At 35.0% G+C, this 14,544-nt stretch carries 13 protein-coding genes and 1 pseudogene; 11 read left to right on the top strand and 3 right to left on the bottom strand.

What is annotated here, in order from left to right; translation table 11 throughout:
- Positions 1-4 precede the first annotated feature (4 nt).
- A complete protein-coding gene (gene phoU / locus H628_RS0101280; RefSeq protein ID WP_027824826.1) occupies positions 5-712 on the top strand; it encodes a phosphate signaling complex protein PhoU in 708 nt (235 codons plus the stop codon).
- 112 nt (positions 713-824) lie between these two features.
- Positions 825-2,303, top strand: a complete 1,479-nt coding sequence (gene yjeM, locus H628_RS0101275) for a glutamate/gamma-aminobutyrate family transporter YjeM (protein ID WP_027824825.1) — start codon at positions 825-827, stop codon at positions 2,301-2,303.
- A 65-nt stretch (positions 2,304-2,368) separates the two neighbouring features.
- Here yjeM and H628_RS0101270 read toward each other — a convergent pair whose 3' ends face one another.
- Entirely contained in the window at positions 2,369-3,811 is a 1,443-nt protein-coding gene (locus tag H628_RS0101270) for an APC family permease (RefSeq protein WP_027824824.1), read from the bottom strand.
- A 90-nt stretch (positions 3,812-3,901) separates the two neighbouring features.
- Positions 3,902-5,113, bottom strand: a complete 1,212-nt coding sequence (locus H628_RS0101265) for an MFS transporter (RefSeq protein ID WP_027824823.1) — start codon at positions 5,111-5,113, stop codon at positions 3,902-3,904.
- Between the two features lie 132 nt (positions 5,114-5,245).
- On the opposite strand from H628_RS0101265, the gene H628_RS0101260 reads away from it, so the two are divergent.
- Both H628_RS0101260 and H628_RS0101255 read left to right on the top strand, forming a co-directional pair.
- Entirely contained in the window at positions 5,246-7,510 is a 2,265-nt protein-coding gene (locus tag H628_RS0101260; RefSeq protein ID WP_236692227.1) for an ArnT family glycosyltransferase, read from the top strand.
- Between the two features lie 16 nt (positions 7,511-7,526).
- Positions 7,527-8,486 (top strand): glycosyltransferase family 2 protein, encoded by a 960-nt coding sequence (locus tag H628_RS0101255; RefSeq protein ID WP_027824821.1) that lies wholly within the window; start codon positions 7,527-7,529, stop codon positions 8,484-8,486.
- 47 nt (positions 8,487-8,533) lie between these two features.
- Here the strand turns inward: H628_RS0101255 and udk are convergent, their stop codons facing one another.
- On the bottom strand, positions 8,534-9,169 hold the full coding sequence (gene udk / locus H628_RS0101250) for a uridine kinase (protein ID WP_027824820.1): 636 nt from the start codon (positions 9,167-9,169) through the stop codon (positions 8,534-8,536).
- A gap of 81 nt (positions 9,170-9,250) precedes the next feature.
- On the opposite strand from udk, the gene H628_RS08030 reads away from it, so the two are divergent.
- The 7 genes and pseudogenes from H628_RS08030 (at position 9,251) to H628_RS0101215 (ending at position 14,536) form a co-directional block, all read left to right on the top strand.
- The gene (locus tag H628_RS08030) at positions 9,251-9,607 is read left to right on the top strand and encodes a MarR family transcriptional regulator (protein WP_342341410.1); all 357 of its coding nucleotides are present in this window, start codon (positions 9,251-9,253) and stop codon (positions 9,605-9,607) included.
- Positions 9,592-10,388 (top strand): annotated as a pseudogene (locus H628_RS07510) (ABC transporter ATP-binding protein); the annotation flags it as partial. The gene H628_RS08030 and the pseudogene H628_RS07510, both read left to right, overlap by 16 nt.
- 132 nt (positions 10,389-10,520) lie before the next feature.
- Positions 10,521-11,261 (top strand): amino acid ABC transporter ATP-binding protein, encoded by a 741-nt coding sequence (locus tag H628_RS0101235; protein ID WP_027824818.1) that lies wholly within the window; start codon positions 10,521-10,523, stop codon positions 11,259-11,261.
- 9 nt (positions 11,262-11,270) lie between these two features.
- Positions 11,271-12,098, top strand: coding sequence for a transporter substrate-binding domain-containing protein (locus H628_RS0101230; RefSeq protein ID WP_027824817.1), 828 nt, complete (start codon positions 11,271-11,273; stop codon positions 12,096-12,098).
- Positions 12,095-12,733 (top strand): amino acid ABC transporter permease, encoded by a 639-nt coding sequence (locus tag H628_RS0101225; RefSeq protein WP_027824816.1) that lies wholly within the window; start codon positions 12,095-12,097, stop codon positions 12,731-12,733. The genes H628_RS0101230 and H628_RS0101225 overlap by 4 nt, the downstream gene beginning before the upstream one ends.
- 13 nt (positions 12,734-12,746) lie before the next feature.
- The gene (locus H628_RS0101220; protein WP_027824815.1) at positions 12,747-13,409 is read left to right on the top strand and encodes an amino acid ABC transporter permease; all 663 of its coding nucleotides are present in this window, start codon (positions 12,747-12,749) and stop codon (positions 13,407-13,409) included.
- 77 nt (positions 13,410-13,486) lie between these two features.
- On the top strand, positions 13,487-14,536 hold the full coding sequence (locus tag H628_RS0101215) for an inorganic phosphate transporter (protein ID WP_027824814.1): 1,050 nt from the start codon (positions 13,487-13,489) through the stop codon (positions 14,534-14,536).
- Positions 14,537-14,544: the final 8 nt, after the last annotated feature.

The following is a 14,544-nucleotide window of genomic DNA, read 5'->3' as shown; positions in this document are numbered from 1 at the left end:
AACAATGGGTGTAATGTTTGATTCAGAATTAAAAAAGTTAAAGAGTCGCTTCGTTGAAATGGGATTAGATACTAATGAACAGCTTTATCAAGCTACTAAGGCTTTTTTAGAACATGATTCAGTTTTGGCTAATAAAGTAATCAATGGTGACTTAGCAATCAATGATGAAGAAATTAGCTTAGAAAAACGAGCTCTTAAGTTAATTGCATTGCAACAGCCTTTGGCTAATGACTTTAGAACCATTATTTCTATTTTAAAAGCAAGTAATGATGTTGAACGTTTAGGCGATTATGCGGTTCATATTGGTCGTGCTACAGTTCAATTAAAGGGAAATCACCACTCTCCTGAAATTGAACAGGCAATTGAAGAAATGAGTGCAATTGTCCGCGAAATGCTAGAAAAAGTTCTAGATGCATATGTTTACACTGATGAAAAAGCAGCCTATGAAGTAGCTAACCAAGATTTGAAAGTCGATATTATTTATGTCAGAGAACAAAAACGTCTTTTAGAAAAAATGATGGCTAATGGTGAATCAATCCCATCATATGAACAATATGTCAGTGTAATTAGAACACTTGAGAGAGCAGGAGATCATATTGTAAATTTGGCAGAATGGGTAATTTACATTGCAAGTGGTAAGCTAGTTGAGTTAAATCCTGGTAAGACTGATCCAGAATTAGTTGAAAAAGGATTAAAAGAAGAAAATGACTAAGTAAAGGAGAATGAATTTTCATTCTCTTTTTTCATATATACGAGTAATCAGCAACGTGATAAAATAAAAAAGATACTTTAAGTAAAAAATGTAGAAGGAAATTTGTTATTTTATGAATGATAAACAGAAAAAAATTGGGCTATTTAGTCTAATTATGATGATATTTTCAAGTATTTTTGGTTTTGCCAATATGCCGGTAGCGTTTTTACAAATGGGATATGCAAGTATTCCATGGTTTATTTTAGCCGCAATTCTCTTTTTCTTGCCAGTTGCAATGATGATTGCAGAATATGGTGCTGCGTTTAAAGATGATCGTGGAGGAATGTATGCTTGGTTAAAAGATGCTATTGGTGAAAAATGGGCTTTTATTGGCACTTTTATTTGGTTATCAAGCTGGATTATCTGGCTTTTAACCATTTCATCTAAAGTGTTCATTCCATTTTCTGCTTTGATTTTTGGAAAAGACATGACCCAGACTTGGGCATTTGGCCCGTTTAATGCTACTCAAGTAATCGGAATTTTGGCAATTTTGTGGATGATTTTTGTGACTTTTGCAGCAAGTCACGGTGCTGAAGTTATTTCTAAGGTATCATCAATTGGTGGATATTTTGTTACAAGTATGATTTTTGTCTTTATTATTGGCAGTATTATTACATTGATTGCCGGACATGGTCATATTTCTCAAGCATTAACTGCTAAGTCTTTACTAGTATCACCAAATCCAGAATTTCAAACACCGGTTGCCACCATTTCATTTGTCGTATATGCAGTTTTTGCATATGCGGGAATGGAAGCATTAGGCGGAATTATTGAATCAGTAAAAGAGCCTGAAAAAACCTTTCCAAAGGGAATGTTAATTTCTTCATTACTTATTGCAGCTGGCTATTCTATCATGATTTTACTTTGGGGAATTAGTGTTAATTGGAATAAAGTATTAAACTCTAATAGTGTTAATCTTGGAAATATTACTTATGTCATGATGGGACATCTTGGATACTATTTAGGACAAACGTTAGGTTTAGGAACAGCTACAAGTTTATTACTTCAAAGTATTTTTATTAGGTTTGTAGGTTTAGGGATGTTCTTGGCTTATGTAGGTTCATTCTTTATTTTGATTTATTCACCAATCAAGTCATTTATTTTAGGTTCAAAGCACTTGTGGTCAGAAAAGATGACTAGATTAAACAAAGTTGGTGTTCCAGCTCATGCTATGTGGATGCAAGCTGCGTTGGTTTGTGTTTTATTGTTTTTGATTGCCTTTGGTGGAGGTGAAGCGAAGACCTTTTACACAATCTTGACTGATATGTCTAACGTTGCAACTAGCTTTCCATATCTTTTCTTGATAGCTGCTTTTCCAGTATTCAAGAAAAAGCATCAAAACTTACCATTTGAAGTTTTCAAGAATCCTAAGTTTACCAATCTTGTTGTTATAATTAGTTTCTTAGTAGTCTTATTCGGAATTATCTTTACTTGTGTACAACCATTCTTGCAAGGTGATTTTGTAACAGGCTTTTGGACTATTATTGGCCCAATTTTCTTTGGTAGTTTAGCTTATGCAATCTATGCTAGAGCTGAGAAAAAGCAAAAATAAAATTGATTTAATCTAAGTAAAAAGGCTATAGCTTCATGAAGCTATAGCCTTTTTACTTGCTAATATTATTTATTGTTTTTACTTTTTGCAAGGGCAGAATGACTAATACCGTAACTAAAGTAAATAATTAATGCTAAAATGAACCATCCACCAGCAGTAAGCTTGGCTGCAGTATCTAAGCCTAAAAATACGATTAATGATGCGATAAAGGCTAAAGCTGGTAATACTGGATAAAGTGGCATTTTAAAGCTAGGATCATTGATATCTTTACCTTCACGCTTACGCAGCTTATAGATACCTAAAGTTACGAACATGAAAGCAATTAATGTTCCAGCAGATACCATTTGAGCTAGGAAACTAAATGGTAATAATGCTCCTAAAACAACACATACAAGTGTTAAAAAGACTAACGCATGATTTGGCAGCTTATCTTTATTAAGCTGACCTAACCATTTTGGAAGCATACCATCACGACCAAAAGAATATACAAGTCTAGATCCAGCAAGCATCATACCAATAAGGGCAGTAAACATACCGACAACCGCAATAGATTGAACAATTACAGCAATAACAGGGTGACCAGCATGGCGTAACGCCCAACCAACAGGTTCGGCGTTATTGGCATATGCTGAATATGGAAACATACCGACAAGTACTAAACCAACACCGACGAATAAAATTACGGCAATTAACAATGAGCCCATAATTCCGCGAGGCATTGTTTTTTGTGGATTTTTAGCTTCAGCAGAGTTGGCTGCAATTGAATCAAATCCAACATATGATAAGAAAATAGTTGAAACACCTTCGTAAATACCAATCCAACCGCCAAAGATAGTACCATCACTGTTAATTTTGGTGGCAGGAATAAATGGAGTATAATTTTTGGAATTTATTGCAGTAATACCAACGGCTATAAAGATGAGGATTGCTAATACTTTTAATACAACTAAGATATTTTGAACCCGAGCAGCTTCTTTAACCCCTCGCGAAAGTAAGATGGCAATTAGTAAAATTACCCCACACGCAAAGAAATCAAATAGGCCACCATTTGTTCCTAAAGCAGCTTGAAGTTGCTTAGGTAAAGAAAATCCCATTGGAGAAAGCAATCCTTGAAGATTAGATGACAAGCCACTAGCAACAAAGGCAACGGCTATAAAATATTCAGCTAGTAGTGCCCAACCAGCAATCCAGCCCCAAAATTCGCCAAAGATAACATTAATCCAAGAATAGGCACTACCAGCAAAAGGCATTGCTGCAGACATTTCAGCGTAGGCAAAAGCGACTAAGCCGGCAACTAAAGCAGCTAATAAAAATGAAATAGTCACAGCTGGCCCAGCATATTTAGCAGCTACAACACCAGGTAGAGTAAAAATTGAAGCTGAGACGATAGTACCAACACCTAAGGCTAAAAATTCTTTAACGCCAAGTGTTCGTTTTAAATGTGAATCTTTGTCTTCATATACTGATGGATCTTCTTTTAATGAAAGTCGTTTAAATAATTCCTTCAAAAAATCGCTCCTCCTTTTGAGTGATATTTTAAAAACTTTTTAAAATTATAGCAGATGCTTAACTTAGTGTAAACGAAAAAAGCTAAAAGACTAGTTTCTGGTATCTTTTAGATGATTAAGTACATTTATTTTAAATAAAAATAGGTTGAATAAAACAATTATAGCTGTGCTTATAAATACCATACTATAGTTGGATAAGCCAGAAATAGTTGTTCCAATTAATGGCCCAGCAATATTGCCGATATACATTGCTGATTGATTCCAAGAAAAAACTCTACCAGTAACATCAGCTGGACTATTTTTGGTCAGCATTGTTTGAACTTGTGGAAAAAGACAGGCGTCAGAAAAGCCAACTAAAAATCGTAAAATCCCCAGTTCAAATGTATTTTGAACAAAAGCGGTAGCAAAAAAGAAAATACTTGCTGCAATAAAGCCAGCGATAATAATTTTGTGAGTTCCAATTTTATCACCAATTGCACCAAATTTTGACGCAACTGCAAAAGTAGCAATTCCCGGTAAAGCAGCAATAATACCAGAGAGAAAAATGGTATTGCCACTACTATGTACTAATTGTTTAACGAAAAGTGAGACTATAGGATTAATTGAATTGTTTGCGGCTTGAATAATCATTGTTGTAAGTAATAGCCCAAATATTAAAGTGGGGGATTTAAATTGTTTAATTACATCTTGTGTTTTACCAATATCTTGAGTATTTTTAACAACAAAATTATCTTCCTGGACCCAGAAAAGTGACATGATAAAGGTTATAAATAATAAAAAGCCAGTAATAAAGAAAGTGATTCGATAACTAAAGACTGATGCTAAGAATCCACCGATGAGTGGGCCAAGTAGGGTGCCGGCGGTAACTGAAGAAGCCATAGTTCCCATAGCTTGCCCAGCTTTTTCTTTAGGAGTTTGCGTAGCAATTAGGGCATTGGAATTTGATACAAAGCCAGCAAATAGCCCTTGTAAACAACGCAACGCAAATAGTTGGTAAACATTTGTAACAAGGCCCATAGCACCAATAGCTATAGCCATTCCCAGAGATGCTCTGAGAATCATTAGCTTTCGGCCTTTTCTATCAGCTAGTTTTCCCCACCAAGGTGAAGTAATTGCTGAAATAATAAACATTCCTGAATAAATAAAGCCCGACCAAAAATTTAGAGCTTGATGAGAAAACTGCCCTAGACTTGATATATATAATGGTAAAAATGGCATTATTTCAGAAAATGCAATTCCAGCTATAAAAACGGCAATGGATAAAATAAATAAGTTCTTCTTCCAAATGTTATCAGCTTTCATAAAAAATCACCTCTGTGTAATCAATCTCTCTTATTTTATTACAAAAAAGTCACAATTTGGTCATAATACTAGAATAAACTTGGTTCATAAGCTAAATAAAATATTTGCTTTAAGAATAGAGGAGGCATACCAATGAAGCAGAAAATGCGAGAGAAAATAAAAAAACTAGACTATTGGTTGGTCGCGATTTTAATTTTAGCGGCCTTCCTCTATGGTTGGAATATTTGGAAAGCAGGCTATGCAAATCAATTTTATACGGCTGCAATAGTATCAATGTCAAAAAGTTGGAAGGCTTTTTGGTATGGTAGCTTTGATCCAGCAAACTTTATTACCGTGGATAAGCCTCCTGTTGCACTATGGTTTATGGTAATTTGCGTTAAGATATTTGGCTTCCATTCTTGGAGTATAGTCTTATCATCTGTACTCTTCGGAATTGGTTCTGTCTTCTTAATGTATAAACTGATTAAACCATACTTCGGGCGCTTAGCAGCTAACTTAGGTGCTTTGTTTATGACTTTAACTCCAATTGTCGTAGCCAATTCAAGAACCAATAATATGGATGCAACTTTGGTATTTTTCTTGTTACTGGCAGGATATGTATTACATAAGGCAATTAAAAAGCACAAGCCATTACTTGTTTTAGGATCATTTGCTTTAATTGGGGTTGCTTTCAATATTAAAATGTTGCAAGCATTTATGGTTTTACCTGCAATGTATTTCTTTTATTTCATTGCTAGTAAGCAAAATTGGAAGAAAAAGAGTTTATGGACAATTGCAGCGACAGCAAGTTTAGCAGTGTTTACATTGGCATGGCCACTTGCAGTTGATTCAACAAGTAAAAGTAGTCGACCATATATTGGTAGTTCTACTAAAAATTCAGTCTTAGATTTAGCTTTTGGTTATAACGGTACAGAAAGATTATTAGGTCAAAGTACTGGGACTGGCGGTGCTTTTCCAGGGATGAACAGTAAAAATAAGGGAAAAGCAGGTAATATGCCAGGCGGTAATAAACCTAGTCAAAGTAAAAACGGCAATATGAAAAAGCCAAGTGGTACTAAGCCATCTGGCTCAATGAAAAAACCAAGTGGTCAAATGGGCCAAGGTGGCCCTGGCGCAGGTAAGCAAAGACCAGGACAAAACCAAGCACCAACAAACTCAACTAAGACAAACCAAGCTACTAATTCAATGAAAATGAAGAAACCAAGTGGCAAGATGGGTGGCAAAAAACCAGGCAAGATGGGCCAAGGTGGCCCTGGCGGTAAAGGTGGTGGCCAAGGAGCCGGCGGTGGTATCTTTAACGTTGGTAATGCCGGACCATTTAGAATTTTCCAAACAGCGCTTGGTCAACAAGTCTCATGGCTACTGCCACTGTCACTAATTGGTTTTGTAATTGCTTACTTCAATGAATGGCGCAAGAAGAGAAAGTGGTTCAAATTTAATAAGCGTCAAACTCACTTGTTATACTGGCTTGGCTGGTTAGTTCCGGTTTATGGATTCTTCAGTATGGCTCAATTCTTCCACCCATACTATATGATTATGATTGCTCCACCAACTGCCGCTCTTGCAGCAATCGGAATTGCATCATTCGTTGAAAATAAAACCAAGAAGAAAAAGCAGGAAGAATTAGCAGAACTTGATTCAGCAGTAGAAAAAGAATCAAGTGTTGATGCAACTACAGTTGAAAAAGAAGCTAAATTTGCTTCAAAGGTAAACACTTATCTCATGGCCTTTGCGGTTATAGCTACTGCAGGTTTGCAAGCATGGTATGTGAATGAATATTATCCATGGGCAACTTACTTATTAATTATTGCAGGGTTAGCAGTTGCAGCTTATATCGTTTTATCAGCTAATAAGAAGTTTAATAAGAAAGCTAGCTTATCTGCAATTTTAGTAACTTTGCTTTTTGCTCCAGGCTTTTGGTCACTAACCCCAACTTTATCTGGAGAAAGTGCAGCTGTACCAACTACAGGTCCAAGCTTATTGTCTTCAACGAATGTAAATGATTCATTTGGTTCAGGTAGTGTAAATAACAAGTTGATTTCCTACCTTGAAAAGCATAACGGTAACGCTACATACTTGTTCGCAACAATGGATTCAAATACTGCAGCACCATATATTATTAAGACAGGCAAGGCAGTAATGACTATAGGTGGATATAACGGTACCGACAATGCAATTAGTTTGAAGAAGTTTAAGCAATTAGTTAAAGCTGGAAAAGTGAAATATTTCTACTTGACTAATGATAACGGCAACAATAATGCAATCGTTAAATGGGTGAAGAAGTACGGCACCAAAGTAAGTACCGGTAAGTACAATAATAATTCAACTAGTTCTCACTCAATGGGCGCAGGACCTGGTAACTCAAATGGAACATTATACAAGTTATCTGTTAATTAAGAAGGAGTGATTTAAGATGGCAAATAAAGTATTAACAATCGTCGTTCCATGTTACGATGAGCAAGAAGTATTACATGAAACATCTAGATTGCTCAAAAATATCATTTTAGATTTAGTTGATCAAAATAAGATTAGTGCAAATAGTAAAATCTTGTTCGTGAATGATGGTAGTAAAGATAAAACCTGGGAAATTATTGAACAATTACAAAGCCAGGATAAGGTCTTTACGGGCATTAGACTTTCAAGAAACTTTGGTCACCAAAATGCTGTGATGGCGGGCTTAAGTCGGGCGGTTTGGTATTCTGATATGATGATTACCATTGATGCAGATTTACAAGATGATATCGAAAAGATATACGAAATGGTTGATAACTATTATCAAGGCTTTGATATTGTTTACGGCGTTCGAAATAATCGCGATACAGATACTGGATTTAAGCGAACAACTGCGGAAGTTTATTACTGGTTAATGACTAAGATGGGAGTTAATCTTATTCCTAACCATGCTGACTATCGTTTGATGAGTAAAAGGGCAGTTGAAGCTTTACTAGAATATCATGAAGAAAACTTATTCTTACGTGGGATTGTCCCTGAATTAGGGTTTAATACTACCAAGGTTTACTACAAGCGAAAAGAACGTTTTGCAGGAGAAAGTCACTATCCATTAAAGAAAATGCTGGGACTTGCCATTAACGGGATTACTTCTTTTACTATAGCTCCAATTAAGATAATCTTATATTTAGGTATTTTGATGATGCTATATGGCGGTGGCGCGATGATGTTATTAGGAGTTACCCATCATTTAAGTAACTACAGCTCATTGATTAATTCACTTTGGCTAGTTGGTGGTATTCAAATGATTACCTTAAGTGTTATTGGGACTTATGTTGGTAAAGTCTTTAACGATGTGAAGAAGCGACCAAGATTTATTATTGAAGATGATACTTATAGCAACATGATGAAAAATGTGCGTTAAAAAATAAGGGCATTAAGGAATTTTTTTCCTTAATGCCTTTTTACTTGTTAATCATTTGCTAGAACCGAACGCATCTTGGTAGTTAACATATCAATTGCAACATTATTTTCTCCACCTTCAGGGACAATAATATCAGCGTAACGTTTAGTTGGCTCAATAAATTGGTGATACATTGGCTTAACAGTAGCTAGATATTGATCAATAACTGAATCTAGTGAACGACCACGTTCTTTTAAATCACGTTCTAATCGACGGATAAAACGAATATCATCATCAGTATCAACGTAAACCTTAATATCCATTAAATTACGTAAATCTTCATCTGCTAAAACTAAAATTCCTTCTAAAATAATAATATCTGCTGGCTCTACATGAATTGTTTGGCTACTACGAGTGTGTTCTGTAAAGTCATATACTGGCATTTCTACAGCTTTTTTATGCATTAGTTGATTAATTTGAGCAACTAAAAGTGGCATATCAAAAGCATCAGGATGATCATAATTGATCTTTTTACGTTCACTCATTGGGATGCCAGTATTGTCTTTATAATATGAATCCTGAGTTATTGTAATAATATGATCATCATCATTAATTAAACGGGCTACTTCATGGGCAATGGTGGTTTTACCTGATCCAGACCCACCAGCAATCCCAATTACAATTGGGCGTTTTAATTCAGTCATAATCTTCTCCTTGTAATAACTCTAACTAGTATAACCCTTAGATTGGTAGGGGTCTAGAGGGAATTTCTATGTTCAGCTAAAATGTTTGGCTTTAGTCCTTACATGTACTATATTTTAGAAATAGTATATGGGAGGACTAAATTGAAATACGCAGAACTAATTGAAAAAATGAATATGGCCATTATAAATTCAGGCCGAGCTTATCAAGCCTGGGATATGACTAATGGATTACCAACATATTTGAGTGTGATTTTGTATGAACTGTTTTATCATAAACACCTGAGTCAAAAAGAATTAGTTGAGCAATCAGGTATTCCAAAACAGTCAATTAACAAGGGTATCAAGCTGTTACAAGAGAAGAATTATTTGGCTTTTAGAGATGTCAAAGGAGATCGACGAGTCAAAGAATGTTATTTAACTATGGATTGGCAACTTTAAATTTTGCAATTGTAATTGTTGGAGGGACATACCTAATTCTAACAAAGCAAGTATCAATGGCGACTGGTTTAGGGTTAATAGTCATGTTCATTGAGTATTCTTATACCTATTTTCAACCGCTTACTCAGCTTTCTTCATTATATAACTTAATTGAATTGGCTATAACAGGAGCGAAAAGATTAGCAAAAGTTGAGCAAGAAAAAGAAGAAAAGCGTGGGAGTGATGGAAAACAACTTTCTACTTTGAATCAAGGCTTAGTCTTAGAAGATGTTCATTTTGGGTATGACAAAGATAAAGAGATTTTACATGGAATCAATATCACAGTTCCCAAAGGAAAGAGTGTTGCTATAGTTGGTCCTACAGGTTCAGGTAAAATGCGACTTTAGCTGAAGTGCAAGTTGCAGCTAAAAGAGCTCAAATTCATGATTATATTTTAAGTTTACCCAAGGGCTATGAAACAGAGATTAGTGAAAATGGTGATGTATTTTCAACAGGACAAAAGCAATTAATTTCAATTGCAAGAACTTTGTTAACTAATCCAGATTTTCTTATCTTAGATGAAGCTACTTCAAATGTTGACACGGTTACTGAAGAAAAAATTCAAGTAGCAATGGATGAAGTGATTAAGAATCGAACTAGTTTTGTAATAGTTCATCGACTTAAGACAATTATTAACGTTGATAAAATAGTAGTTCTTAAAGATGGTAAAGTTCTTGAAGAAGGTAATCATAAGGAACTTCTTAAGCAAAAGTTTTTTTATTATAAGTTATATACAGATTAGATGGTCTTAGATTAAGCTAAGACAAATATTGAATTAAGTTAGCATGTATAAGTGCTAACTTTTTTAATGTTTAATGAAAAAAGGTAAAATATCATATGTAGCTATATCTCTGTGAAAGGAAAAATAAGTATAATGGGAGCAGTTATTGAATTCAAAAACGTTGATAAATACTATGGTAAATATCATGCCTTAAAAAATATCAACCTAGAAATTGATGAAGGAGAAATCGTCTCAATCATTGGCCCATCTGGTTCAGGAAAGTCTACATTGATTAGGACAATGAATGGATTAGAAAAGATTAATAGTGGCCAGTTAATTGTAACAGGGTATGATTTAGCCGATAAAAAAACTGATATTAATAAAATTAGGAAAAACGTAGGTATGGTATTTCAACATTTCAATTTATATGAAAACCATACTGTTTTAGAAAATATTATGTTAGCTCCACGGATTGTTTTGAAACGACCAGAAGCAGAAAATAAAGAAATTGCGATGAAACTTCTGAAGAGAGTAGGCCTAGAAGAAAAGGCTAACTTACTTCCAAAACAACTTTCTGGTGGACAAAAGCAGCGTGTGGCCATTGCGCGGTCGCTGGCAATGAAACCTAAAGTAATTTTATTTGATGAACCAACTAGTGCACTTGATCCTGAAATGATTCAGGATGTATTAGATGTCATGAAATATATTGCTCAAGCTGGTATTACAATGGTAGTAGTAACCCATGAAATGGGCTTTGCTCGTGAGGTGGGAAGCCGCTTACTCTTTTTTGATAAGGGAGCGATATTAGAGGATTCGCACAATCCAAGAGAATTTTTTGCTCATCCTAAAACTGAAAGAGCAAGAGAGTTTTTGAGCAAAGTTATTAGCCATTAGGAGAATAAAATGAAGAATTTTTATAGATGGATTTTTGCTTCATTATCTTTGCTAGTTCTTTTAACATTATCAGCTTGCCAAAACAAAAGTAAAAGTTCTGATACTTATGAAAAAATAAAAGCTTCTAAAACTATCACCTGGGGTGTAAAAGCTGATACTCGTTTATTTGGAATCATGAACATCAAAACTAGTCAGTTAGAAGGATTTGAAATTGACTTGGCTAAAGAATTATCAAAGAAAATGTTGAGCAAAAATGTCAAAGTAAATTTAGTTCAAACAACAGCTAAAACTAAAATCCCTTTATTACGCAATGGAAGTGTTGATGCACTTTTATCAACAATGACAATTACTGAGGAAAGAAAAAAGATTGTTGATTTCTCAACACCCTACTTTAATGCAGGGCAAGCAATCTTAGTACCCAAAAATAGTAAAATAAGAAACGTTTATGATTTGAATAAAAATGGAATTACGGTTCTTGCAGTAAAAGGAACAACCGCTGTTGCAAATATTAGAAAATTTGCACCTAAGGCAAGTGTTTCTGAATATGATGATTATGGACAAGCTTTCAGTGCTTTAAAAGCTGGCCAGGGCCAAGCTTTAACTTCTGATAATGGTATTTTAGCCGGGATTGCGGCAGAAAATCCGGGCTTTAAGATAGTTGGAGGAACATTTACTAGTGAGCCATATGGTGTTGCAGTTAGAAAAGGTGATACTAAACTCCGTAAAAAGATCAATCAAGCTTTAGTAGAATTGAAGGCTGATGGAACTTATCAAAAACTGCTTAAAAAATGGTTCAGTGGTATACCAGGTTTCAGCATTAAGGAGGCAAGTAGATGATTGAAATTTTGCAGAATAATTGGTCAAACCTGCTTTCTGGATTTGGCATAACAATTATGATTAGCATAATTAGTTTATGTGCTTCGTTAATCTTAGGAACTGTTTTTGCAATTATGGAAGTAGTACCTAACAAAATTGCTCAAGTAGTAGCCCATACTTATATTGAGCTTTTTAGAAATATCCCATTATTAGTTATTACTATGATTTTTTATTTGATTGTTCCGCAATATCTTTTTAAGATATCCGGCTTTACTGCAGGTTGTATCGGTTTATCTTTATATACTTCTGCATTCATTGCAGAATGTATTAGAGCTGGTATAAGTTCTGTTGGAGAAGGTCAGATGGAGGGGGCAAGAAGTAATGGTATGACTTATATGCAAGCTATGCGTTTTGTTATTTTGCCACAGGCTTTTAAAGTAGCTATTCCTTCATTAGGCAATCAATTTATTAACTTGATAAAAAACTCGAGTGTCTTAGCATTCGTAGCTGGTTTTGATCTGATGTATCAAGGCGATGTAATTGCATTTTCAAGTTTTCAAACCGTCAATACATATTTAGTTGTGGGATGTTTCTATTTAGTTTTAACATTGCCATTAAGCTATTATATGAGATATTTAGAAAAGAAAATTGCTTAGGAGGGATGAAAGAATGTCTACGTTTATTAATGCATACTCTCCCACAAACTTGCGTTTTTTGCTTGAAGGATTGCTGGTAACAGTTGAGGTATCGATTATTTCTATTGTGTTAAGTTACATTATAGGCTTAATTTTAGGGACAATTAGATATATGAAGATTAAATATATCTCAGCAATAGTTGGACTTATTATTGATATTATTAGGAATCTACCATTGCTATTAATTATTTTCTTTACATATTTTGGCTTCCCTGAATTAGGCATACATGCAACACCATTTTGGGCAGCAATTAGTGCATTAGTGATTTTTGAGTCAGCAATGTTGGCGGAGATTGTGCGAGGTGGTATAAAAGCAGTCCCTGAAGGACAAATGGAAGGGGCTAGAAGTAATGGAATGACTTACTTACAAGCGATGCGTCATGTCATTATGCCACAAGCAATGCACATGATGATGCCAGCGTTATTATCGCAATTTGTTTCTCTGGTTAAGGACACTTCGCTAGCAACAATTATCATTTTGCCAGAGCTTTTATATCATGCTCAAATTATTTATAGTCAAAATACGACTTATATGATTCCAATGTATTTAATAATTGCTGCAATGTATTTTGTTGTTTGCTTTGCTTTATCGCTATTTGCACAACGGTTAAGAAAAAAGTTGGGAAAAGAGGCCTAAAAGGCCTTTTTTTCTGCTTGACTAAGTAAGCGCTTTTGTGTAAAAAGGTAGAGAAGTATTTTTTGAGGTAGAGAAGAATGGATATAAGTTTAAGTGGCTTTTTGCAAAGTTTAGCCAATCCAGCAATGTTGACTACAGTTGTTTTGACCTTAGGAGTTATTTTTGTTAATGGCTGGACAGATGCACCTAATGCCATCGCAACAACTGTAACAACTCGCGGCATGGCTGCTAAACCAGCGATTATTATGAGTGCTATTTTTAATTTCTTTGGCGTTTTAATAATGACTCAGCTGAATGCAAGCGTGGCGGAAACAATTTCTAATATGGTGGACTTTGGTGGGGATGCACATGCTTCAATGATTGCTTTAGCGGCAGCGCTTTTTTCAATAGTTGTCTATAGTGTAGGTGCTTCTATTTTTGGAATTCCTACTAGTGAAAGTCATTCATTGATTGCTGGTTTAACAGGAGCAGCAATTGCAATCCAAGGTAGTTTCAAGGGGATAAATTGGAATGAATGGATTAAAGTCTTGTATGGGATGGTTTTAAGTTTGGTATTAGGCTTTGCTTTGGGCTGGATTATTTGTAAAGGGGTTATTTTAATCTGCCAAAACATGGATCGTAGAAAGACTAATCGCTTCTTCTCAGGTGCACAAATTGCTGGCGCAGCTGCAATGAGTTTTATGCATGGAGCTCAAGATGGGCAAAAGTTTATCGGAGTTTTGTTATTAGGAATGGCATTTGTTAATGGACATGCTAGTGCTGCAAGTATAGCAATTCCAGTTTGGCTAATGATGCTTTGTTCAATTACAATGGGAGTTGGTACAAGTGTTGGCGGAGAGAAGATTATCAAATCTGTTGGAATGGACATGGTAAAGCTAGAACCATTTCAAGGCTTTTCATCTGACTTAGCTGGAGCAATTAGTATCCTGATATCAACTCTTTATGGGATTCCAATATCAACTACCCATGCTAAGACTAGTTCAATTATGGGAGTTGGAGCGGTTAAAAGGCTGAGCTCTATTAATCTAAATGTAGTTAAAGATATGGTCTTAACTTGGATTTTTACTTTTCCAGGTTGTGGCTTAATTGCGTTTTTGATGGCGAAGTTATTTTTATTAGTATTTTAAAAGGATTG

This window comes from Lactobacillus psittaci DSM 15354 (assembly GCF_000425905.1).
Lineage (GTDB): Bacteria > Bacillota > Bacilli > Lactobacillales > Lactobacillaceae > Lactobacillus > Lactobacillus psittaci.
The sequence above is the reverse complement of the archived record's forward strand: the minus strand, read 5'-3'. Positions and strand labels throughout refer to the sequence as shown.